This window comes from Priestia sp. D51, from assembly GCF_053345675.1.
The window spans coordinates 381,927-405,046 of the sequence record NZ_JBLTIR010000003.1; the positions used below are offsets into that span (position 1 = coordinate 381,927).

The window sequence follows — 23,120 nt, forward strand, 5'->3', positions numbered from 1 at the left end:
GTATGTTTGAAAATAAGTTGACAAGCAGTTTGTTAGAATACCTGACACAAAAACTGATTTTTCAGTTTATTTTTCAGGGACCGTCACTTTTGAATGATCTCTCTTTACAAAAGGAGCCGATAGTCGAGATTTTACAAATAAATAGAGAAACCCAACCGTAAGCCAGGCGACACCAATCAAAAGAGTGTCTTTGTTTAACAGTGTGAGCAGCCATCCGATAAATGCCGCTCCTATCAAAGGGAAGATTAAATAAAGTATTGTTTCAGTAAACGACCGTTTCTTTAACTTAATATAAAAATGGGCAATGACTGATAGATTAACAAATGTAAAAGCGGTTAAGGCACCGAAACTGACAAAAGTAACGGCTGTGTTTAAATCAATAAACATTCCCAAAAACGAAAAAGCGGTAACAAGCAAGATATTCACCACGGGCGTTTTAAACGTTGGATGAATATATGAAAATACCTTCTGAGGCAGCACGGATTCACGGCCTAAAGCATATAAAAAGCGAGTTACGCTTGTGACTGAAGAAACTCCTTGAGTAAAGGTTGCGATAATTAAGACCGTAATAAATAGACTGCTTAAAAGATTTCCGCCCACTAATTTTACGAGGGTGTAGGCAGCATTATCAGGATTAGTAAATGTGAATCCCGGATAGGCAATCTGTGTAAAATACGAAATAGCGATGTACATAACAGCTGCAATACAAACAATAAGAAAAATGGCTTTTGGAATGGTCCTTTCCGGTTGAATCGTTTCTTCCGCCATTGTTGTAACGGCATCAAATCCTAAAAAGCAAAAGCAAATGAGCGCAGCTCCAGAAAAGATAGTCGTAAACGGTACATCTGAAGCCAAAAAAGGATGAAGTGAAAAAAGAGTAGAAGAACTAGCTTGACCTGTTGCAATATCTTTGATGATAAATAAACAAAACAAACTTATAAATAGAATCTGAACTACAACAGAGATGCCGCTTATACGAGCGACAGATTTAATACCAACAATATTGACTAAAGCTAAGATAATGTTCATGACAATGACCCATACGTATACAGGAATAGAAGGAAATTCTGTATGCATAAAAATACCAAATGTTAAAATAGCGATAATAGGGGAGAAAATATAGTCTAAAAGAAGTGCCCAGCCTACTAAAAAGCCAAGGCGAGGATGTATAGCTTTTTTCGTATACGTATAAGCAGATCCTGCTATTGGATATGCTTTTACCATTCGGCTATAGCTATATGCGGTAAAAAAGATAGCTAAAAAAGCAGTTAAATAAGCAAGGACCATTTGCCCTCCAGCCGCATCGTAGGCTACTCCGTAAACTGTAAAGAAAATCATCGGAGTCATCCAGGCAAGACCCAAAAATACAATTTGATATACCTTTAGCGATTCACTTAACGCTGGTTGGTTGTTCATATAAATCCCTTCTTTCTTCTATTTTATACTAGTAAAAAAGAAAAGCCTGGGAGAATGATGTCATTCTCCCAGGCTTTTATCCTTCCGTGTATACGGACCGTTCCGTACGCTCTCTCTCGGACCAGCCTTTAACATGTGTTAAACGGAACCCTAGATCGCTTTTTGTCTTCAACAGAGTGAAGACCTTTATAGATAATGTAAGTAGTTCGAAGTATAAGCAGGATTATAAGAAGATGCAACTACTGTGTTAGATAGTTTAACAAACTTTTTAAAAAAGTAAACTTTTGTAAAAGGCGAACTATATATAATTTTATTAAAAAGATTATTCGTTTATATTTGACTTATAGAGAGACCTATAGTATATTTGTAGACAAGAAAAAGCTAAATACGGTTCACTCATATATGTTTGAGAATATGGCTCAGACGTTTCTACCTTATCACCGTAAATGATAGGACTATGAGTAAAAAGTGAATCTAGGTTCCCATTTTTACGTTAGTAGAAAGTTTGGTCCAAGCGATTCACATATTCATTTTTGAAAAGAAGTGGATATGACACCGAAGGGATAAAAGCCCAGGCGGGTAGGTTTTTGCTCATTGTATTTGAGAGACCTGCCTTTGTTTGGGCTTTTTCTTATGTGTCTATTTACAGTGTGAGCGAGTGGTGGAAATTTTTTGCTTGTATCTGCATTGCTTTCTGGGGAGAATAGCGATGCAAAGCATGAAATCACTCACTGAAGCTTTATCTGTAAGCCCTCATTTAACCATGGGAAGTACATTCTATCTATTTTCTAGCATTTTTTCTTTGATGAGCAGCGTGGGGACGCTGCTCCTTTTTTTGTTCTTGCTTTTTTCTCTGTAAATAAAGGCCTTTAGAGAGAAGGTGATTCGCGAAATTTGGCGAATTAATGCTTTAAACAATAAATGATAAATAAGATAAAGCGGTCTATGAAAAATGAAGAAGTTGAAAAATTGAGGAGGGAATTATATTGCTTCACTTAATTAATGTTCGCTTGCCAATTATGCACGATCACGCTCTTTTTGAAGTGAAAATTTCAAATGGAATGTATACTTCTATCGTTTTACAAAACGGTTATCTTGAAGGTGACGAGTTTTTTCCGCTACACGCGGCCGTGTTAGGAAAAGAAACGTCACTTGATGCACAGGGGCGTGTACTATTACCAGGATTTGTAGATATGCATATGCATTTAGACAAAGCTCATTCGCTTCCTCAGGTATCCAATCTATCTGGAACTCTTCAAGAAGCCATTAAAAATTACAGCAGCAGCCTGCCGGCATTTCCAGAAGAAGAAATTAAGCAGCGAATGTTAAAAACTGCTTTGCAGGCATTAGCTAACGGTACGACTACGATTCGAACGCATATTGATTTTGACTGCAGCATGGAAGAAGATAGCTTATTTCGAAGTTTACAAGCGGCTGTCGAAGTGAGAGATGAATTAGGCCCGTATATGGATGTGCAGGTTGTTCCGCTATTCTCTAACTTAGACATTGATGATATGCATAAGATGACTAAAATTGAACGAGCATTCGACCTTGAAATTGATGCGATTGGAGGCTGTCCTCATTTAGCTGGAAATCCAGAAAAAGAGATTGATGCTCTGTTTTCGCTGGCTCAAGCCTATAATAAACCTCTTGACTTACATGTGGATGAAAGCGATGATCCATCTGTTGATACGATAATTAATATTGCTCATAGAACAATTGAATTGAATATGGAAGGAAAAGTGGTAGTGGGGCATCTTTGTTCGCTTGCAGGAATGACTGATGCAAAAGTGAAAGAAATCTTAAACCTTTTGAAACAGGCGAAAATTGGAGTTGTCACATTACCTGCTTCTAATTTATATTTACAGGGAAGAGAAGATAAAGGAATTGTAAGACGAGGCGTAACGCGTATTCGCGACATACAAAAAGCAGCGATTCCGATTGCTACTGCATCTGATAACGTGAACGACCCCTTTCATCCGTTTGGAAAAGCAGACTTGCTGCAAGTAGGGTTACTAACTGCCTATGCTGCACATATGGGAAGTCCAGATGATCAGCGGCAGTTGCTCCGAATGATTACAAGTATACCAGCCCGGCTGATTGGAAAAGAAAAGTATGGAGTGGAAGAAGGAAACGAAGCAAACTTTGTTCTGTTAAATGTCCAGTCTGTACAGGAAATATGGACTGAACTTCCTGAAACTCGCTTTGTTTTCAACAAGCACCGCTGGCTTAGCGTAAAAGAGACGCATCAGCGGCTCGCGGATACGAACTTGACTAATCTTTGGCAGGAAAATCAAATTTTAATTGGTTAAATAGACATAAAAAGAAGCTGTCACTAAAGTGACAGCTTCTTAATCAATTACTTTTGAACGTTAGCAGCTTGTGGTCCACGAGCTCCATCTTCGATTTCAAATGTAACTTCTTGACCTTCTTCAAGTGATTTGAAACCTTCGCCTTGGATAGCTGAGAAGTGTACGAATACGTCGTCTTGTCCTTCTACTTCGATGAATCCAAAACCTTTTTCTGCATTAAACCATTTTACTTTACCTTGTACCATTGTAGTACCTCCTGTGTGGAAAATCCACGAATATATTACTATCTCTGCTCAATTTCAATAAGAATCACTTTAAAGAAAGTCTTTCTATTTGTTAACACCGAACAAGAAATAATATACCTAGTATAACACTTTTTTATAAAAAAGAAACCTTTTTTCATAAAAAAGTACTCTGAGATAAAAATAAGTTGAAAATATGGGAATATTTTGAAATAGTAAATAAGCTATTGTTTTGTGGATTTTTTAGCGATCCCTAAAATCTTTTATCTCGTAAAAAAATGAATAGTGAGGTTGACAAATTGAATAACGTGTAACTATAATGGTTACAACGAGCTGAAAAGAAATAGCAGTGTTATAAAAGCTCAAATTTTTTTGTGTAATGTGTAACTATTGTGGTTACAACAAAAATAAAAGGAGAGAATAAAAATGAAAATTGGCGTTATTGGAGCAACAGGAAAAGCAGGTCAATTAATTATGGAAGAAGCAAAACAGAGAGGACATGAAGTAACAGCCATTGTTCGAAATGCTTCTAAACTAAAAAATCAAACAAACGTAATTGAAAAAGATATTTTTGTCATTACTTCAAAAGACATTGAACAGTTCGATGCTGTGGTAGACGCATTTAATGCACCTCCCGGAAGTGAACAGATGCACGTTGAGTCTATACAATCTCTTATTAAAGCATTTCAAGGTGTTCAAACGCGACTCGCAGTAGTGGGCGGAGCAGGAAGTTTATTTGTAGATGAAGAAAAAACAATGCCTTTAATGAGCACAGAAGGTTTTCCAGCAGCTTATTATCCAACGGCTTCAAATATGGGCAAAGGTTTAAAAGAACTAGAAAAATCAACTATAGATTGGACTTATTTAAGCCTAGCCGCTTTTTTTGACCCAGAAGGTGCTCGCACTGGAGCCTATCAATTAGGAAAAGACCACGTGATCACAAATAGTCAAAATGAAAGCTATATTAGCTATGCTGATTATGCGATTGCTTTAATAGATGAGTTAGAGAATAAAAACTATGTAAGTGAACGTTTTGCTGTAGTGGGTGAGAAAGCATAAGCTTACGTTTGAGTCATATAAAAAAACAGCTTACATTTGTTGTGAGCTGTTTTTTTTATATAGAACAAAATAGATATAAAGCAACGGAAAATGGTATAGATTTTTTATTATTTCTTCGTTTTTCTTTTTAAAAACGATACAATACAACATAGATGATAAAAAGGAGATGAAAAGATGATTCGTTTTGGTGTAATAGGAACAAACTGGATAACAGATCGACTGTTAGAATCAGCTCAGTATGTAGACGACTTTCAGCTTGCAGCTGTTTATTCTCGAACCATTGAAAAAGCAGAAGAATTTGCAGGTAAATATGATATTCCTCATATATTTACTGATTTAGAGGAAATGGCAGCAAGTGCTGAAATTGATGCCGTGTATATTGCTACTCCAAATGCTTATCATGCGGAACAAGCTATCTTATTTTTGAAAAATAACAAGCATGTACTGTGTGAAAAACCGCTCGCAGCCAATGCAGCAGAAGTAACTCGCATGATTCAAGCAGCCAAGAATCACAATGTGTTACTAATGGAAGCGATGAAATCAACCCTTCTTCCTAACTTCAACGTGATTCAAGAGAACTTACATAAAATTGGTCCAATTCGAAAATACGTGGCATCTTACTGTCAGTATTCTTCTCGTTACGATAAATACAAAGAAGGTATCGTGCTTAATGCCTTTAAGCCAGAGCTTGCCAACGGTTCACTGATGGATTTAGGTGTATATTGTCTGTATCCTCTGATTACGTTGTTTGGAGGGCCTCATAAAATAAAGGCAACGGCGTTTATGCTAGAATCTGGAGTAGATGGAGAAGGGTCAGTTGCTTTAGAGTACGAAGATCGCGACGCGGTCATCATGTATTCTAAGATTACAAATTCGCATTTACCAAGTGAAATTCAAGGAGAAAAAGGCAGTATGATTATTGACAAAATACATACTGCTGAAAAGGTAGAAATTCGATACAATGATGGACGGGTAGAAGAGTTAACGGTCGATCAGCCTTACCCTGCTATGTACTACGAAATAAATGAATTCGTAGAGCTGTTAAAGCAAGGAAAGATGGAATCGGACACAAATTCTTATGAAAATTCGTATCTAACAATGCATGTGATGGATAAAGTGCGAGAGCAAATCGGTCTTGTATATCCAAATGATAAGAAATAAATAAAAGAGGCTGGACAAAAGTAGTTTAGTTGAAGGAAGATCCGAACGAGTTTGATTCTTGATGGAGAATCAAACTCGTTCGGATTTTTTAATGGGTAGGGTAAAAGCAGGTTTTAAGTAACAAGTAGTGACCCTTATTAGATGATTTATACCATTTGTTCGTCTCTAAATTGGATTTAGATCGTTATGTCTCATTCTCTTTTATTGTAGTTATAAAGAGCATAATTGAGATTCGACATCTTGCTGCAGCATACTTTAAAAGCAAATATGTTGAAATACGGTAAATTTTTTAGTATCTTCTATCTTTATTCATCCCTGCATACATAGGATTAATCAAGGAAATGAATAAAAAAGAGTGGAAAATATTCGATAATTAATCCTAGATTAAAATGATTATAAAAAAGTATTGACTATAATAATAGCTCGTGTATAATAAAGAATGTAATCAATAGTTATTACTAGTTTATAATGATACTAATAATCGTTATCAAATAGTAAATAGTGCTGATTGCATTAAAAATAATACATACAAGCATAGGCTTGTTAAATACATTGTACAAGGAGAGGTTTTGACATGGCAGAACGTATGGTAGGAAAACAAGCACCACGCTTCGAAATGGAAGCTGTACTTGCAAATAAGGAATTTGGAAAAGTAAGTTTAGAAGAAAATATGAAAAACGGTAAATGGACAGTATTGTTCTTCTATCCAATGGACTTTACATTCGTATGTCCAACAGAAATTACAGCCCTATCAGATCACTACGAAGAGTTTGAGGATCTAGATGCTGAAGTGGTAGGTGTTTCTACAGATACAATTCATACTCACTTAGCTTGGATTAACACAGATCGTAAAGATAATGGGCTTGGAGATTTAAATTATCCATTAGCTGCAGATCCAACTCATGCAGTAGCACGTGATTACGGCGTATTAATTGAAGAAGAAGGCGTAGCGCTTCGCGGATTATTCATTATTAATCCAGAAGGTGAATTACAATATGCAGTTGTAAACCATAACAACATCGGCCGCAGTGTAGAAGAAACATTACGTGTACTTCAAGCACTTCAAACTGGCGGACTTTGCCCAGCTAACTGGAAACCAGGTCAAAAAACACTTTAATAAATAACGGTAGAGTAGAGGAGAACTTCCTCTACTGCTGCCATTAAAATAGAAAAGATAGTTTTCTAACTGTAAAATACAGAATATTCAGTTTAATTAATGTAGAGGAGGATTTTAACATGAAATTACGTGAACAAATGCCTGAATTAACTGGAGCAACATCTTGGATTAACGACGAAGTAACAAAGGAAGATTTAGTAGGTGATAAAGCAACGCTTATCCACTTTTGGTCAGTAAGCTGCCATTTATGTAAAGAAGCAATGCCTGAAGTTAATGATCTTCGTGATGAGTATGATGATCAATTGAATGTTGTAGCGGTTCATATGCCTCGTTCGGAAGATGACTTAGATATGGGTGTTATTGAGGCAATGGCAATGGGACACGATATTACTCAGCCAATTTATGTAGACAGTGAGCATAAGTTAACAGACGCTTTTGAAAATAAATATGTACCAGCATATTATGTATTTGATAAAGAAGGTCAGCTTCGTCATTTCCAAGCGGGTGGAAATGGAATGCCAATGCTTCGCAAACGTATCAACCGCGTTTTAGGAGAAGAATAATCTATACATGAAGAAGAAATAAAAAGGGCCGGGATAAAAATATTTTAGCCGAAGTGAAAAACGAAACACTGATCAACATGTTTGATTAGTGTTTCGTTTTTTTGTTATGCAGAACGTAGATTTCATCTGTTTCGTTCCTTCTAGCAGTTGATTGGAGGGCAAGCGACGAGGAGGCTCAGCGGCCGCCCGCGGAAAGCGAAGTCTTGCACGGAAATCAACTGCGGTGTAATAAGCAGTCCAGCTCATGTATCCTATTTGTTCGTCTTTAGATTGGATCCATTTCGTTATATCTCAATCTCTTTTTTTTATTTTTACTGAGTCGTTTTGATTATTAATGAGCATTTCATCATATTGACATAAAAAACCTAATATAGTTAAATTTATATAAGAACAAACGTTCGTTTTTGGTGTTGTTATTTTACTCTTTTCTCCCTTTTTAATAAGTATAAGAAAAAAAGGAGGAGATTTGCACAATGACTCAGCTCTATTCGCAGCAAGAAAAGCGGCACGACAAAGAATGTACCTTTCATACATTTCTTACAAACCACAGCGCAACTCTTCAGACTCATATAATGAATACATTTTTGACACCAGAACGCTATGAGCGATTACAAAAAGCGGTTGTTAAAAATGATACAAAAGAACAAAGACTTCTAAACAAAGAATTTCATCAGTTTTATAGTGAAGTTAGATTGCTTCATTATATTAACAAGCTTTGCAGACATTATTCCAGAGATGTTATGCGTGTAAAAGAAAAAGAGCGTTCATATATTCCTCTTCGCCTGCAGCAGCCGGCTGCGCTAGATGGAAATCGAACAGTTGAAGATATGCTAGGAGTACAGGACGGGGCTGTATGGGAGCATGAATTTTTAGGAAATCAACTTGAAAATCGTATTCTTCATCATGCATTTCGCCAATTAACGGCCAAGCAGCAGTGTATGCTGCACTTGATTATTGTTGAACGCTGGACTCATAAAGAAATCGCTGCTTATTTTTCTATTTCTCAGCAAGCGGTTTCTAACCATTACCAACGTGCGCTAGGCAAGTTGAAAAAAATTATGAAGGTGAGTGATAGATATGTTTGATCCTCAGTGGCTTCAACTTGTTGGAAACGTAGGGTTTCCCGCTGTCCTTTCTTTTTATTTATTACTGCGTGTAGAAAACAATATAAAGCGACTCGAAGAAAAAGTGGAAGAATTAACAACTGACTTAAGAAAGAAGTGAAGAAATGGAAACTCTATATGAGCTTGTAAATAAAGTGAAAGCTGGAGATGAAGAAGCGTCAAGGCGTTTATTAAAAAAGCTGGAACCAAAACTAAATAAAGCTGTCCAAAGTTTTTCGCTGCATGAGAGAGAAGACGTAAAGCAAGATTTAAAGATTAAAATTCTTTCCGCTGTTAAGACGTTTGATTTTTCCAAAACGCCAGGGCTTTGGGAATTTTTACGCCATAAATAAAAAAGAGCGCTCGTTGTATCGACGCTCTTTTTTTATTTTTGCTGCATTTCGACTACGTACCTTTCAGTGAAAAATACAAAAAATAGAAAATGGATAAATATTTTAAAAAAGGTAAAAGGTGATGTGTACACATAGAGTTTAGTAGTATACTAACAAGTAGAATTTCTTGTAGAAAAGGAAGATAAACACTCTTTATATAGTGAGGATGGTCGGCAACAAATAGAGTGTAGAACAGTTTTATTTAATGAAGGAAAAAAATGATAGTACTGTTCGATAAATCAAACAGTACTAGTTATAAAAAAGCAGCTGTAAACAATATGTAAGCTAAGAAGCCTATTGTTTTTGTTTTAGCTTTTGGAAAGAGGTGAAGAATAGAGTGAGTCAACTTCTCTTTAATATCACGTTAATTATTTCTTTCTTGTTTGCTGCGAGTATAGTTCGAGAGCAAATCATTTATAGAGTAGAAGGAATAAAACGGTATAAAATGTATCGCTTAATTTATTACGGATGTTCTTATGGACTATTAGGCAGCATTTTAATGATATATACAATTAAAATAGATTCTACTATTATTCTTGACCTTCGCTTTTTAGCGGTGACAATTGTTTGTCTTTATGCAGGAATGATACCGGCTATCATTGCAGCTTGTATTATAGGAGTAATGCGTTTGCTTTTATTTGGAATTACGGAAAGCGGAATAATAGGCGCTGCTACAATTATCGTAATGGCTTTACTGTCTGGGTGGACGGTTCGCTTACCTTATCGTCCATTTATTCGTTTTCAATTAATGAATTCTATTAGCTTGCTTTGCATATTTTTCTCATTGTCCTTTCTTTTTAAAGATATGAAGCACGCCGCTGCGACTATCGTCTATTTACTCCCTGCTTCCTTTATAGGCGGGTGTTTAGTGTATCTAGCAGGTAGATATATATATGTATCTCGCGTAACGACAAGTCAGCATAAAAAACTGTCTAAAATGTTTTCGATTATGGTTCAAAATGCAAAGACAGGTACCATGATTGAAACGCCGGAGCGCGAGGTAGCCGTTATTAATCAAACTTTTTGTGACATGTTTGATATACCCGGGCCTCCTAATCAATACGTTGGACTGGAAAGTAATCAGCTGTTTTTATCTCACGCTCCTATGTTGAAAGATCCCGCTAGATTTTTAAAAACGGTAGAAAGCACCGTCTATTCAAAAGAGTCAATAGTAGATGAAGAAATTACATTTATTAACGGTAAAATTTATGCGCGTGACTACATTCCAATCTATGAAGGTCATGTGTATATTGGCCACTATTGGGAATATCGAGATATTACGGAGAAAAAGAAGGCTGAGTGTGATCTTCGCAAAGCTAATAAAAAGCTTGAAATGCTGTCCATGAAAGATGGCTTAACGGGTCTGAACAACCGCCGATCTCTTGATAAACAGCTGGAAATCGAGTGGGAATACGCGCGGAAAGAAAAAGAGGCGCTTTCTTTTCTTCTATTTGATATTGATTATTTTAAAGCGTATAACGATACCTATGGCCATATTCAAGGAGACGAATGCTTAAAAGAAGTAGCGAAGATCGCTAAAAGCGTTGTCTTTGACGAATCGGTTTTTGTCGCAAGATACGGAGGAGAAGAGTTTGGTATATTGCTTCCTCGAGCTAATCAATATGAAGCGATCAGAATGGCAGAAGCTATTAGACAGCAAGTGGAGGACCGTGGAATTGTCCATCAAGCTTCTGAAGTGTTTAAGTGTGTCACAATCAGCGTTGGAATAATGACAGTCGTTCCATCCGAAAACATACGACCCATTTCAATTGTTCATCAAGCAGATCAGGCTTTATACGAAGCAAAGCGTACGGGTCGAAATCGAATTTCAGTATATTCTCACCACAAAGAAGCTGACTCAAACGTTTGAGTCAGCTTTTAAAAGAGATATAAGCCTCTTATTTAGGAGGGGCTTTTTCTTTTTCGTCTTCTTCCATAATTCCTTTTGTAGCGTTTTTAAACTCTTTTAACGTTTTTCCAGCAGCTTTTCCTAATTCCGGCAGTTTTTTAGGGCCAAAAAGCAATAGAGCGACAAATACAATTAAGGCAATTTCTCCAAACCCAAGGTTCATTGTCATCGTCTCCTATTTTTTGAAAGTGTTTACAAGTTTAGTATAGCACGAAAAGAGGGGAAGTAGTACACCCTTATCCAGTGATTTTAAGGCCAATTACACCTGCTACAATACAAAAAATAAATAGAATTCGACGCATATCTTTTGCTTCGCGAAAGAAAAGCATGCCGAGAAGTACACTTCCGGCAGCGCCTACTCCCGTCCATATACCGTAAGCTGTTCCAAGAGGTATTTCCTTTAACGCTAAGGAGAGAAGATAAAAACTTCCTGCACCAAAAAGGATAAATCCAATTGAAGGAAGCAATCGCTTAAATCCATCCGAAAGTTTTAAGAAAATCACAAATCCCACTTCGCAGAAACCGGCAGCTATTAATGCAATCCAGGCCATGTTAAGATTCCTCTCTTTCTGTTTCTTCAGTAGAAATTAACTTTAAACCGATAATTCCAAAAATCATTAATCCTAAAAATAAAATCTTTCCAATATTTACGCCTTCGTCTAAAACGGTCATACCGAGTATCGCTGTACCAGCAGCTCCTATACCAGTAAACACTGCATAAGCTGTTCCCACAGCAATTTTTTTTAAGGCATTTGAAAAGAAATAAAAGCTGATGACAATTGTGACGATCGTAATGATTGTTGGAGTTAATTCAGTAAATCCGTGTGAATATTTTAAGCCGATTGCCCATACAATCTCGAGCAAACCAGCGATAATAAGGTAAATCCAAGCCATTTTAATTCCTCCTTACATAATAATAAGCCCTTTTTACAGGGCCTATTTAGCGCGTATGCCTTCCCAAAATATTGTCCAAGCATCGTGGATTTTTTGATCATAATACTCTGGTTCATAGTAAAAGCGCTGAATGAACAGTCCGTCGGTTAAACAATAAAAGCTATTGATATACAAATCAATCGGACGTTCAATTATTTCGCCTTCAGCCATTCCCTGTGTAAAAATAGCATGCAGAATTTGATCAGACAATCGTTCGCTTCTTAAGAAAATAGCTTTTACTTCCGACTGCAAATGCTCAGGTGGAAACAAAATAAGACGACGGTACATCTGGCCAAAAGAATCTTTTTCAATCATCGTGCAGAAATCTACAACAAAGCAGTGAAGCTGTTCTTTAGCAGACTTTGTTTTATGCTGTTCGTATATAACAGATAACTTTGTTAAAAATAAATTCATTAAATCATGCACGGTTAGTAAAAATAAGTCGTCTTTGTTCTTAAAATGAGCGTACAGGGAAGGTTTTTTTATGCCTACTTTTGATGAGATATCAGCAAGCGATGTTTCTGTATAGCCTTTTTCTCCAAAGAGCTCCATTGCGGCAGCTCTAATTTTTTCTACAGTTGATAATTCACTCAAAAAAGCTCCTCCTCAATCTAACTAACGGTCGTTAGGTAAAAGATATCAAATATAAAAAAAAGAAGCAAGGGAATCGCTTCTTTTTAATGTATTTTTACTAAATGACGCTGAGTTAAAAATAAAGAAAAGATAAAAATAAGCTCAAACGTATTTGTTACGGCTGTGCTTGGTATAGGAATTGACACGGCACTTCCTACAATCATCACGGCTACTCCAATCATCATGCTGCTCCACCTGGTCTTGCGAAATAAAGAAATTCCAACGAAAAGCAAAATAATCGCCACAATAAGAACCATAAGAGGGGGACCGGACGATCCCACTAATGTATAGCGAACAATGCCATATTCACGTACAACTTCCATACGCTGACTAATCGTCTCGATTATTTCATAGCTAATTAAGGCAAACGTAGTCAGCAAAAAAAGAATGCCGGCAACAGGTTTTTTGGCCCATGTGATCGTCGAATATTTCGCTACGCCATACGCAAAGAGCACCAAAGTAGGGGTAAATAAAGCGTGAAACCAAAAGCGAAGCATGCTGAGTGAACGTAAAGTATCGCCTTCACCGATAAATGAACCAATCCCAATCATTACATTATCGTAAATTAGTCCAGCTATTACTAAAGGAAGAAAGAGCATGTAAAACGGCGAAGTGTTTTTTCGTACTACATATATGCTAAAGAAAAACAGGACAATGTAGCAAAAAGAAAATAGAAAATAAAGGATTGTATCAACCATTGTTTTCCTCCTTTTGATGATACTTCTTTTTTTTATGATAACATCATATGCCAAAAAAGTGAGAAATCATGCATTTTTCTAGGCAATCTTAACGGACAAAAGATGCCTTTATCGGTAGAAAGATTCAGAAAATATTGAAATAAAAATAGGAAAAGAGGCCATAGTCAAGAGATTTAGATTTACTGAATTGATTATTAAATAAAGGAAATCTATAAAATAACAACAAAAGCACTAGGTGCATATTGAGTCTAAATGCTTATAAAATTAGAAAAAAATATTTAATGTCCTTTCTATTTAAGTAAGTTAAATGTAAGCAGAAAATGATAAATAAATGTATTTTTTTTACTTTTATATCTATCTATCATCCTCACAAGTACGGTTGTTAGACAAATTCAATTGGTATATCCATAAAAAGGAATTAATGGGATAAACTATTTTTTATTCCACCTTTATATTACAAAACGTTTTCTAAAGTTAAGAAATTTTTAATTACGTAATATTTCCGTGTGTTAATTGTAAGAGTGATGTATAAAATATTCCTGTTGTTATGGTAAAAAAAGGTATCGATGGGATTTTTCTAGGTAAATAAACTTTAGACCTATTCTGTAAATTTTAAATAAAACGATGAGTTTTTAATTCTGTAAATAGACAATCGGAATTGTAAGAATATATAACATTTGAGCTATTGACCACTAATGAGCGCAGATGATAGTTTTAGAGCTGTTGAAATTGGTACTCGAGTCCATTTTTCAAAGCAGGTGTTTTAGCAGCATGCTAGCGCTGTTAATTGATTAGCTCCCATACATATATAAAGGGAGTGAAACTATGAAATCGTATATCTATCATTATGAATCAAAAGCATTCATAACGTATCCAACAGGAGAAGTTTGGAAGGAGAAGAATGAAACATGATCTTAATTATCCTATGCTGCCTATTTTTAGTAGGGTATGGCGTTTGGGAGTATCGCAGACATTTACGCAAGCTGCATTCAATTCCTGTACGAGTGAATGTTAATGGTATTCGCGGAAAATCCACCGTTACACGATTGATTACAGGTATTGTAAAAGAAGCAGGTTACAAAACAGTAGGGAAAACGACAGGAACACAAGCGCGTATGATCTACTGGCATACAAGTGAAGAAGAACCAATTATTCGTCGTAAAGAAGGTCCGAACATTGGAGAACAGCGACGAGTGGTAAATGAAGTTGCCGATATTGGCGCGGAAGCTCTTATTTGTGAATGTATGGCGGTACAGCCTGATTATCAAATCACATTCCAAAATCAGCTGATTCAAGCCAAGGTAGGCGTTATTGTAAACGTACTAGAAGATCACATGGATGTAATGGGTCCAACTCTAGATGAAGTTGCTCAAGCGTTCACTGCTACTATTCCTTATGATGGCCACCTTGTTACAATTGAAGGTCCATATTTGGAATACTATAAAAAAATAGCCGCAGAGCGCAACACAAAGGTTATTGTAGCTGACAATGATAAAGTATCTGAAGCGTATTTACGTGAATTTGATTATATGGTTTTCCCTGATAATGCTTCCATCGGTTTAGCAGTAGCAGAAGCACTTGGCATCGATGCTGAAACAGCGATGAGAGGAATGTTAAATGCCCAGCCTGACCCAGGAGCTATGAGAATTACAACATTTGGCGATGAAAAAAATCCAGCATTTTTAGTGAATGGATTTGCTGCCAACGACGCTTCTTCCACGCTTCGTATTTGGGAACGTGTAGATTCAATGAACTATAGTGAAAAGCTTCCTATTGTCATTATGAACTGCCGTCCGGACCGTGTAGATCGCACCGAGCAATTTGCTGAAGATGTAATGCCATACATTGAAGCGGATGTAATGATTGCAATTGGTCAGACGACCTCACCAATCGCTGCTGCACACCAAAGAGGCGAATTGCCAACAAAAGAATTCTGGGATATGGAAGGCGCTTCTACAGAAGAAATTTTAGAGCGCATGAAGCCTTATTTAAAAGATCGTATCGTATACGGTGTCGGAAATATCCACGGTTCAGCCGAGCCGCTTGTTGAAGCTATTATTGAAATGAAAAAGATGAGAAAAGCAGTTTAATCTAGGAGGCCATTTCATGTTCGGATCAGATTTATATATTGCCCTTGTGTTAGGGGTTACATTAAGCTTAATTTTTACAGAAAAAACGGGCGTATTGCCAGCCGGTCTTATCGTACCGGGGTATTTAGCTCTTGTATTTGATCAGCCAATTACCATTTTAATGATTTTCTTAATTAGTATTTTAACGTATGTTATCGTCGTGTACGGAATCTCAAAAGTAGTTATTTTATATGGACGTCGCAAATTTACAGCGATGTTAATTACGGGTATTGTGATTAAAGTTGCATTTGATTATTTCTTCCCGATCTTGCCGTTTGAAGTGTTTGAATTACGCGGAATTGGTATCATTGTACCGGGCTTAATTGCAAATACAATGCAAAAGCAAGGTCTTCCTTTAACAGTTGGAACAACGGTTTTATTAAGTGGTGTAACATTTGGAATTATGCAAGTTTATTATTTATTTTAATACACAAACAAACCGCAGCTGGTAAAGGAAGGTGAAAGCGTTGAAAGAGAAAAAATTAAACTTTCAAGAAAAAGTATTGATGTTTATAAAGAAAACAAAGCCTACAACGGGCAAGCAAGCTCTTATCTTAACGCCAATTTTAATCGTAATTTTAGCTCTTTCAGGATGGATGGAGCGTTCGGACGCTCTTGAAAACCCTGAGACGGCTAATCCAGAGGCCAATAATGATTTAACGATGACTATGGTCGGAGACATTATGATGGGTCGCCATGTAAGAGAAGTAACTGAACGCTACGGAGAAGATTTTGTATTCCGCAACGTGGAGCCGTTCTTTAAAAATTCGGATTACGTAAGCGGGAACTACGAAACGCCGATTTTAACAAACGACGTAGATTCATATAAAGCAATGGAAAAAGGTATTCATTTATATAGTAAGCCTGCTGATCTAGCGACCGTTAAAAATGCGGGTTTCGACGTATTAAACTTAGCGAACAACCATTCAATGGACTACAGTGCAAAAGGGTTAGAAGATACGATCTCTACTTTTGAAGCAAACAAATTAGATTTTGTTGGTGCTGGCCGTAACTCTGAAGAAGCAAAGCATATTTCATATAAAGATGCTGACGGCATCCGCATTGCAACCGTAGGGTTTACGGATGTACATTCAGACGGAATGTCCGCTGGAAAAAACAACCCAGGTATTTTAAAAGCAGATCCGGATCTTATTTTCAGCACGATCCAGCAAGCGAAAGCAAATGCTGATTTAGTTGTAGTAAATGCCCACTGGGGTGAAGAATACGATGCACAGCCAAGTCCTCGTCAAGAAGGACTAGCAAAAGCGATGGTAGACGCTGGTGCGGACATTATCATCGGTCACCATCCGCACGTTCTACAGTCATATGACGTATATAAAGGTTCGGTTATTTTCTATAGCCTAGGAAACTTTATCTTTGACCAAGGGTGGTCAAGTACGAAAAATACAGCGATGGTTCAGTATCATTTAAACAAGCAGGGCCAAGCTAAAATTGATGTTATTCCAATGGTTATTAAAGCAGGTACACCAACTCCAACAGATAACCCTTGGCGCATGAAGCGTATTTATAACGATTTAAACAAGTTTTCTTCAAACCCTGAACTGTTAGAAAAAGAACGAAACAAGTTTGAATTAAACTTAGATCATTCTCGCATTATAAAACATGCAGAGGAGCGCAAAAAGAAAGAAGCACAAGCTAACTAATAGCCCGTCATACACAGAGGAGGTAAAAGATGATAAATAAACGTAATACGATTATTGTTTCCATTGTCATCTTTTCACTCATAGTAGGTGTATGTGTTTATCAATTTATGTTTCCAAAACAAGAATATGCAGTAAGTACTTCAGATCCTCGCGCCACAAAAGTAGGTATGGAAATTCTTAAACAAGGCGGTACAGCAGTTGATGCAGCTATTGCCATTTCCTACACGCTTGGTGTTGTGGAACCGTACGGATCAGGACTTGGGGGAGGCGGCGGAATGCTGATTGATCCAGCAGATGCCTCTCCAACATTTATTGACTACCGAGAAATTGCACCTAAGAATGATAAAGAAGATGAGATTGGCGTACCAGGGTTCGTCGCTGGTATGGATTATATTCAGCACCACTACGGATCTCTGTCGATGAGCAAACTAATCGACCCGGCCATTAACTATGCCGAGAAGGGGTACAAAGTGGACAAAGATTTGCACGATAGGCTGGTTTCATACAAAGGTAATGTGAATGAAGATGAAATTCCTAGCTTTTACCCAGATAAAGACGCCATTAACACAGGTGAAATTGTCAAACAGCATGAATTAGCGAACACGCTGCAAAAGATTAAGGAAGAAGGGCCAAATGCTTTTTATAGAGGGAAAATTGCAGACGATATTACAGAAGAAACGAAAGTAAGTCACAAAGACTTGCGAAAGTATGCGCCTGTTGAGCGCAAACCTCTATCAACTAATTATAAAGGTCATCAAATTATTTCAGCACCTCCTCCTTTTGCTGGTGCTACGCTCATTCAAATGTTAAAAATGACGGATCAAGAAGATATTTGGAAGCTGAAGGAATCGCATCCTAGTCTTTATTATCATTTTCTTGGTCAAATTTCAAAAGTAGCTTATCAAGACCGCTTGAAGAAAATTGCCGATCCGGCTTTTATAAAAGAAACGCCAAATGATTGGATCGACGATCATTACGTGCATTTACTTCGTAATAAATTAAATAATACTGAAACAGATCACACCAAAGTAAGCGACGTCGAAGAACATGAAAGTACCACTCATTTTGTTGTGATGGACGGTGACGGAACCGTTGTATCGACAACGAATACGCTGAGTAATTTCTTCGGCAGCGGTGAATATGTAGATGGATTCTTTTTGAATAATACGCTCAATACGTTTGGACAAGGAATTAACAAGCGTGAACCTGGTAAGCGTCCAAGAACATTTACAGCCCCTACCATTATTCGTGAAGGTGATGAATGGGTAATGTCGATTGGCACACCGGGAGGAAATCGTATTCCGCAAGTGTTAACGCAAGTAATTGGGGATTATTTTGAGGACAAAGATTCCATTAAAAAGGCAGTAGAAAACAAGCGTGTGATTTTTGATTCTCATAAGTTTTATTCAGAAGCTAAGCTTAAACAGTCAACTAAAGATGGTTTAAAAACGTACGGCTATGACTTAAAAAACAATGATAACGCGATGTTTTACGGAGGCGTTCAAGCTCTTGTGAAAGACTTAAAGAAAAATAAAATTCAAGGTGACGCTGATCCGCGCCGCCACGGTTTATGGGAAAAAAGTACAGACTAATTTAATTGGAGGAATAGAAAATGATCGCAAAACGTATCGTAGGGATTGTAGGACCAATTGCTATTGTAGCAGGAGTAGTAGCAGGACTTGGAGCTTTAAAACATCCGGCTACTCTTTCAACAGATGAACAGCAAAAAATCGAAAATAACGTAAAAATGATTGAACAAACAAAATCTGCTGCTACAGATGCAGTAAATGATGCTGCAGCAGCTTCTGGGAAATAAAACATATATAGTAATAAAAAGGCATCGTCCGGGGCGATGTCTTTTTTGTGTGCAATTTAATTTATGGATAAAAATGAAAGCGCTTCACAAAATATACATATAAGTAAAAATGGAGGGGAATGTGTGAATAAAAAATTACTGTTATTTAATATTGTTGCTGTTTTGTTGTTAATCGGGGTTATAGCCGCTTTTTTTATGACTCAATCGAGTACAGATCTTAGTCCTAAAAAGCTGCTTAAAAAAAATAATGATCATTCTTATGGTGTGAGTTCATCGAATTCTCTGGCAGCAAATGTAGGGATGGACGTATTAAAAGAAGGCGGGAATGCAGTAGATGCGGCCATTGCTATTTCGTATGCCCTCAACGTAGTCGAACCTTTTGGATCCGGAATTGGCGGAGGTGGAGGTATGCTGATTGCCAAAAAAGATCAGCCTGCTACCTTTATCGATTACCGGGAAACCGCTCCAACTTCTATGAGCGGTAAAAACGGCGTGCCGGGATTTGTGGCTGGCATGGAATATATTCAGCAGAAGTATGGCACAAAATCAATGAGTGATTTAATTCAGCCGGCCGTTGAATACGCTGAAAAAGGGTTTGAAGTAGACTCTCTTTTATCTTCGCGATTGTATTATTCTAGAGGAAGGATGGATGTGGATGATCTATCTGCTTTTTATCCGAAGGGAGAAGCAATCGAAGAAGGAGAAACGCTGTCCCAGCCAGTGTTGGCTAAAACGTTAATTAAGATTCAGCGAGAAGGTGCATCTGCATTTTATAAAGGAGATTTGGCACAAGATCTTGCTGATGCAACGCCTATTTCTAAAAAAGACCTATCTTCCTATCAAGTGACAGAAACCAAGCCTGTCGTTTCTGCTTACAATGGAACGGAAGTGATTTCAGCGCCTCCGCCTTTTTCCGGGATTACACTGATTCAAATGTTAAAAATGGCAGAGAAAGAAAATCTTGAAACAATGCCTGACAAAGACTATTACGAAACGATGAACAGAATTAAAAAAGCAGCTTACTCCGACCGGTTAAAACAAATCGGCGATCCTGACTTTCATAATCAAAACTCAAGTGAGTTAGTTAGTGATGATTATATAACAAACCTGGTCAATCACCCGACAAGTTCTTCAGGTGAAGGGGATGAAGAACACGAAAGTACAACACATTTTGTAGTTATTGATTCAGAAGGAACCGTCGTATCAACAACCAATACGTTAAGTAACTTCTTTGGTACAGGCGAACAAGTTGACGGTTTTTTTCTTAATAACAATGCTGATACGTTTGGAAGCAAAGAACCGAATAATCGTGAGCCAGGAAAAAGAGCAAGAACCTTTACAGCTCCAACTATTATAAGAGAAAAAGGCGAGTGGGCGATGGGAATAGGTTCTCCTGGCGGAACGCGGATTCCTCAAATTTTAACTCAGGTACTTTCTAAAAATCTTGAAGGAAATGAACCGCTTCAAGAAGCTGTAAATGAACCGCGATTTATTTTTGACGATTCGACTATTTATATAGAGCCTGATTTAGATACAAAAAATATCCCTTCTGCGTTTCGGATAGAAACAAAGGAAAGCGACGTCTTTTATGGAGGTATCCAAGCGTTAACCATTAATTTTCAAGATAAACAAATGGAAGGGGCGGGAGACCCTAGAAGAAATGGAGTTTGGAAAACAGGAGATTAACGAAGTAAAGATCCCTTCTCATATGCTTAGGCATAGTGAGAAGGCGTTTGAAAATATCGAATGGAATGAAATTCTTTGTCACTGGAATGAAAATGTACGTAAATGGGGGAACGATCTAAAGCAGGGTGAGCGTTGAAAAACGTGGCATCACCGTAACGCAATGCTTTTAGTAAGTAAGGCATTTCTTGTTTGAAAATAGCATACCGTATGGCTTGAACAGACTTTTCCGTGTGTTCATTTCCAATAAATACGTATACATACAGCGTATCAACACCGTCTTTGTGGAGCCATTCGGCAAAAAGCTCATTTCGCTGCTCATTTAATTGATCAACAGCAAACTTTTCGTCGATCCAAAGAAATAAATCGTCTGTTTGTTCAGAATGGGTGAGCGTATAGCGGCGCCCAATAAAAGGAAAGGTGGGCGTGCTTCCTTGCCGGTATGTGACGCTAAATTGCTGAGGATTAAAAGCAGACAAAGGGCATCTTCCTTTCACGCTTTTAAGTAGTTTATGCATAAAAAAGAGAAATTTCACACATTCGTCAAGAATTTTAAGCTGCTTTTTTTACATGCATACTTATGAAAAAGTTGTTACACTGAAGAAAAGAAATAGTGGGTGATAGAAGATGGAGCCGCTGTATATTGTTTTAACGATTTTTTTAGCAGCCATGCTATCGTATGATATTGCTAAATTTGTTCGAGGAGACCGGCCAGATTGGAAAGAGGGTCTCGTGACGGGCCTTGTGTTCGTGGGCTTTTTAGCAGCCATGCAAATGGCTTTTCACATTGTATAGCGCAGAAAGAGGCTGGGACAAACGTAGTTTAGTTGAAGGAAGATCCGAACGATGAATTGTTCGGATCTTTTATGGTTAAGGTGAACGTAGATTTCATGTGCGTAGTTATGTCTCAATCTCTTTTTTGAGGATATGTCCGATAAGTTTAGTTCGGCAATACTAAAAAGCCCTGATATCGAATAAGCTGTTGTATACTGCATTTTTGATAAAGGGGCTTTTTACTTGTATCGAAAAAAAACACTGCTTTTGAAGCGAAGTTTAGGAGTAGCTGTGTTTCTTGCTTTGATTGCGCTGGGAATTTGGATGTTTCAATTTACATTCTTTTCTCCGAGTCATCAAGCCAAATCTGCTGTAAAAGAATTTTATACGCTAGAACAGGAAGGGAACTTTTCGGAATCATGGAACCTTTTTCATTCGTCCATGAAAAAGAAGTGGACAAAAGGTGCATACATACAAGATCGAGCACACGTATTTCTCAATCATTTCGGAGTAGACACTTTTACGTATTCCATTGAAGATGTTGAAAAAAGAAAGAGCTGGAAGATGGAAAATGATCGTAAAGCGTTTCCTGTTGTTTACGAAATGACCGTTATCCAAACGTATAAAGGGAAATATGGAAACTTTGATTTGGTGCAGAAAGTGTATGCTGTTCGTGAAAAAGGAGAATGGAAAGTCGTGTGGGATTATAAACAGTAGGAGAGCCTGCTGTTTTTTTATCTTCATAAGAAATGAGCATACTTCAGCTGGTAATATGCCTCTTTTTTAACAGAAAAAACGTTATGTTTTTTTACGAGTGGGTAAAATGAAAGAAGGAGGCGAACACAGATGAAATTTAAAACGATTTTATTTGATGCATATGGAACACTGTTTGATGTACATACCGTTATTGAAACGTGTGATAAGCTGTATCCGGAACGAGGAGAAAGTATTAGCCATTTATGGCGTTTGAAGCAAATTGAATATGCAATGCAATATCAGCTGATGGGACGATACGTTGACTTTTATACATTAACAAATCAATCCCTGAAATATGCAGCAGAAGCAAATGATATTGATTTAACGGAACATGAAGAAAAAATGCTGATGAGTGCTTACATGAAGCTGAATGTCTACGATGAGGTCAAAGAGGTGCTCGCCTATTTAAAAGAAAAAGGATATCGTCTGGCTATTTTTACGAATGGTCCTAAGCATATGATTGATCCGCTTGTTTCTTATCACAATATGAATCATTTATTTGAAGACGTTATTTCCATAGACGAAATCAAACAGTACAAGCCTACAATGGCAAGCTATCATTATGCAAAAAATAAAATGAATGCAAAAAGAGAAGAAGTATTGTTTCTGTCATCGAATACATGGGATATTGCCGGTGCTAAAAACTACGGGTTCGCAACGGCTTGGGTTAACCGAAAAGGAAATGTAGCTGAGCATAAAGAGTTGCAGCCAAACGTAATCATTAAAAGCTTAAATCAGCTTATTAAATAAAAAAAGAACG

27 protein-coding genes and 2 riboswitches are annotated in these 23,120 nt (G+C 37.2%); of the genes, 18 read left to right on the top strand and 9 right to left on the bottom strand.

Annotation, left to right across the window (positions count from 1 at the left end; translation table 11 throughout):
* Positions 1-66: 66 nt before the first annotated feature.
* Positions 67-1,416: an APC family permease gene (locus ACNHOZ_RS13830; protein WP_255899475.1), complete on the bottom strand. Its 1,350-nt coding sequence runs from the start codon at positions 1,414-1,416 to the stop codon at positions 67-69.
* Between the two features lie 63 nt (positions 1,417-1,479).
* Positions 1,480-1,581, bottom strand: a riboswitch (guanidine-I (ykkC/yxkD leader).
* Between the two features lie 211 nt (positions 1,582-1,792).
* A riboswitch (purine riboswitch) is annotated at positions 1,793-1,894 on the top strand.
* Between the two features lie 508 nt (positions 1,895-2,402).
* Between ACNHOZ_RS13830 and ACNHOZ_RS13835 the strand changes: the two genes are divergently transcribed.
* A complete protein-coding gene (locus ACNHOZ_RS13835; RefSeq protein WP_255899478.1) occupies positions 2,403-3,728 on the top strand; it encodes an amidohydrolase family protein in 1,326 nt (441 codons plus the stop codon).
* A gap of 47 nt (positions 3,729-3,775) precedes the next feature.
* On the opposite strand, the gene ACNHOZ_RS13840 is transcribed toward ACNHOZ_RS13835, so the two are convergent.
* A complete protein-coding gene (locus tag ACNHOZ_RS13840; RefSeq protein WP_013055689.1) occupies positions 3,776-3,973 on the bottom strand; it encodes a cold-shock protein in 198 nt (65 codons plus the stop codon).
* 423 nt (positions 3,974-4,396) lie between these two features.
* Between ACNHOZ_RS13840 and ACNHOZ_RS13845 the strand changes: the two genes are divergently transcribed.
* The 4 genes from ACNHOZ_RS13845 (at position 4,397) to ACNHOZ_RS13860 (ending at position 7,870) form a co-directional block, all read left to right on the top strand.
* Positions 4,397-5,029, top strand: coding sequence for an NAD(P)-dependent oxidoreductase (locus tag ACNHOZ_RS13845; RefSeq protein WP_447697172.1), 633 nt, complete (start codon positions 4,397-4,399; stop codon positions 5,027-5,029).
* Between the two features lie 174 nt (positions 5,030-5,203).
* On the top strand, positions 5,204-6,190 hold the full coding sequence (locus ACNHOZ_RS13850; protein WP_047751559.1) for a Gfo/Idh/MocA family protein: 987 nt from the start codon (positions 5,204-5,206) through the stop codon (positions 6,188-6,190).
* A 574-nt stretch (positions 6,191-6,764) separates the two neighbouring features.
* Positions 6,765-7,307 carry a peroxiredoxin gene (locus tag ACNHOZ_RS13855; RefSeq protein ID WP_014461319.1) on the top strand — a complete coding sequence of 181 codons (543 nt, stop codon included), beginning with the start codon at positions 6,765-6,767 and terminating at the stop codon, positions 7,305-7,307.
* Between the two features lie 119 nt (positions 7,308-7,426).
* Entirely contained in the window at positions 7,427-7,870 is a 444-nt protein-coding gene (locus tag ACNHOZ_RS13860) for a TlpA family protein disulfide reductase (protein WP_013055693.1), read from the top strand.
* Between the two features lie 72 nt (positions 7,871-7,942).
* On the opposite strand, the gene ACNHOZ_RS13865 is transcribed toward ACNHOZ_RS13860, so the two are convergent.
* Positions 7,943-8,116: a hypothetical protein gene (locus ACNHOZ_RS13865; protein WP_176521450.1), complete on the bottom strand. Its 174-nt coding sequence runs from the start codon at positions 8,114-8,116 to the stop codon at positions 7,943-7,945.
* Positions 8,117-8,343: 227 nt separating this feature from the next.
* Here ACNHOZ_RS13865 and ACNHOZ_RS13870 point away from each other — a divergent pair, with 227 nt between their 5' ends.
* The 4 genes from ACNHOZ_RS13870 (at position 8,344) to ACNHOZ_RS13885 (ending at position 11,235) form a co-directional block, all read left to right on the top strand.
* Entirely contained in the window at positions 8,344-8,955 is a 612-nt protein-coding gene (locus ACNHOZ_RS13870) for a sigma-70 family RNA polymerase sigma factor (RefSeq protein WP_033578199.1), read from the top strand.
* Positions 8,948-9,094 carry a YvrJ family protein gene (locus tag ACNHOZ_RS13875; protein WP_013055696.1) on the top strand — a complete coding sequence of 49 codons (147 nt, stop codon included), beginning with the start codon at positions 8,948-8,950 and terminating at the stop codon, positions 9,092-9,094. The genes ACNHOZ_RS13870 and ACNHOZ_RS13875 overlap by 8 nt, the downstream gene beginning before the upstream one ends.
* Before the next feature lie 4 nt (positions 9,095-9,098).
* The gene (locus tag ACNHOZ_RS13880) at positions 9,099-9,326 is read left to right on the top strand and encodes a helix-turn-helix domain-containing protein (RefSeq protein WP_013055697.1); all 228 of its coding nucleotides are present in this window, start codon (positions 9,099-9,101) and stop codon (positions 9,324-9,326) included.
* A 376-nt stretch (positions 9,327-9,702) separates the two neighbouring features.
* Entirely contained in the window at positions 9,703-11,235 is a 1,533-nt protein-coding gene (locus ACNHOZ_RS13885; protein ID WP_255899487.1) for a diguanylate cyclase domain-containing protein, read from the top strand.
* A 28-nt stretch (positions 11,236-11,263) separates the two neighbouring features.
* On the opposite strand, the gene ACNHOZ_RS13890 is transcribed toward ACNHOZ_RS13885, so the two are convergent.
* From ACNHOZ_RS13890 to ACNHOZ_RS13910, 5 genes are all read right to left on the bottom strand, one after another.
* On the bottom strand, positions 11,264-11,437 hold the full coding sequence (locus ACNHOZ_RS13890) for a twin-arginine translocase TatA/TatE family subunit (RefSeq protein WP_013055701.1): 174 nt from the start codon (positions 11,435-11,437) through the stop codon (positions 11,264-11,266).
* Between the two features lie 73 nt (positions 11,438-11,510).
* Positions 11,511-11,825 carry a DMT family transporter gene (locus ACNHOZ_RS13895; RefSeq protein ID WP_033578200.1) on the bottom strand — a complete coding sequence of 105 codons (315 nt, stop codon included), beginning with the start codon at positions 11,823-11,825 and terminating at the stop codon, positions 11,511-11,513.
* A 1-nt stretch (position 11,826) separates the two neighbouring features.
* Positions 11,827-12,168 carry a quaternary ammonium compound efflux SMR transporter SugE gene (sugE, locus tag ACNHOZ_RS13900; protein ID WP_028412237.1) on the bottom strand — a complete coding sequence of 114 codons (342 nt, stop codon included), beginning with the start codon at positions 12,166-12,168 and terminating at the stop codon, positions 11,827-11,829.
* A 42-nt stretch (positions 12,169-12,210) separates the two neighbouring features.
* Positions 12,211-12,801 (bottom strand): TetR/AcrR family transcriptional regulator, encoded by a 591-nt coding sequence (locus tag ACNHOZ_RS13905; RefSeq protein ID WP_014461312.1) that lies wholly within the window; start codon positions 12,799-12,801, stop codon positions 12,211-12,213.
* 83 nt (positions 12,802-12,884) lie between these two features.
* Complete coding sequence (locus tag ACNHOZ_RS13910) at positions 12,885-13,538, bottom strand: hypothetical protein (protein ID WP_028407688.1); 654 nt, start codon at positions 13,536-13,538, stop codon at positions 12,885-12,887.
* Between the two features lie 908 nt (positions 13,539-14,446).
* On the opposite strand from ACNHOZ_RS13910, the gene pgsB reads away from it, so the two are divergent.
* The 6 genes from pgsB to ACNHOZ_RS13940 all read left to right on the top strand — a co-directional run bounded on the left by pgsB (position 14,447) and on the right by ACNHOZ_RS13940 (position 20,833).
* Positions 14,447-15,628: a poly-gamma-glutamate synthase PgsB gene (gene pgsB / locus ACNHOZ_RS13915; RefSeq protein WP_014461310.1), complete on the top strand. Its 1,182-nt coding sequence runs from the start codon at positions 14,447-14,449 to the stop codon at positions 15,626-15,628.
* Between the two features lie 16 nt (positions 15,629-15,644).
* Positions 15,645-16,094, top strand: a complete 450-nt coding sequence (gene pgsC / locus ACNHOZ_RS13920) for a poly-gamma-glutamate biosynthesis protein PgsC (RefSeq protein ID WP_013055707.1) — start codon at positions 15,645-15,647, stop codon at positions 16,092-16,094.
* Between the two features lie 40 nt (positions 16,095-16,134).
* Positions 16,135-17,331, top strand: coding sequence for a CapA family protein (locus ACNHOZ_RS13925; RefSeq protein WP_028412240.1), 1,197 nt, complete (start codon positions 16,135-16,137; stop codon positions 17,329-17,331).
* 29 nt (positions 17,332-17,360) lie between these two features.
* Complete coding sequence (locus ACNHOZ_RS13930; RefSeq protein WP_028412241.1) at positions 17,361-18,923, top strand: gamma-glutamyltransferase family protein; 1,563 nt, start codon at positions 17,361-17,363, stop codon at positions 18,921-18,923.
* Between the two features lie 20 nt (positions 18,924-18,943).
* Positions 18,944-19,147: a CapE family protein gene (locus tag ACNHOZ_RS13935; RefSeq protein WP_014461308.1), complete on the top strand. Its 204-nt coding sequence runs from the start codon at positions 18,944-18,946 to the stop codon at positions 19,145-19,147.
* A 123-nt stretch (positions 19,148-19,270) separates the two neighbouring features.
* Positions 19,271-20,833 (top strand): gamma-glutamyltransferase family protein, encoded by a 1,563-nt coding sequence (locus ACNHOZ_RS13940; protein ID WP_034269815.1) that lies wholly within the window; start codon positions 19,271-19,273, stop codon positions 20,831-20,833.
* Between the two features lie 26 nt (positions 20,834-20,859).
* Here the strand turns inward: ACNHOZ_RS13940 and ACNHOZ_RS13945 are convergent, their stop codons facing one another.
* Complete coding sequence (locus ACNHOZ_RS13945) at positions 20,860-21,309, bottom strand: staygreen family protein (protein ID WP_028412243.1); 450 nt, start codon at positions 21,307-21,309, stop codon at positions 20,860-20,862.
* A 148-nt stretch (positions 21,310-21,457) separates the two neighbouring features.
* Between ACNHOZ_RS13945 and ACNHOZ_RS13950 the strand changes: the two genes are divergently transcribed.
* From ACNHOZ_RS13950 to ACNHOZ_RS13960, 3 genes are all read left to right on the top strand, one after another.
* Complete coding sequence (locus ACNHOZ_RS13950; protein ID WP_014461305.1) at positions 21,458-21,625, top strand: hypothetical protein; 168 nt, start codon at positions 21,458-21,460, stop codon at positions 21,623-21,625.
* Between the two features lie 222 nt (positions 21,626-21,847).
* On the top strand, positions 21,848-22,321 hold the full coding sequence (locus ACNHOZ_RS13955; RefSeq protein ID WP_028412244.1) for a hypothetical protein: 474 nt from the start codon (positions 21,848-21,850) through the stop codon (positions 22,319-22,321).
* 129 nt (positions 22,322-22,450) lie between these two features.
* On the top strand, positions 22,451-23,110 hold the full coding sequence (locus tag ACNHOZ_RS13960) for a haloacid dehalogenase type II (protein WP_028412245.1): 660 nt from the start codon (positions 22,451-22,453) through the stop codon (positions 23,108-23,110).
* Positions 23,111-23,120: the final 10 nt, after the last annotated feature.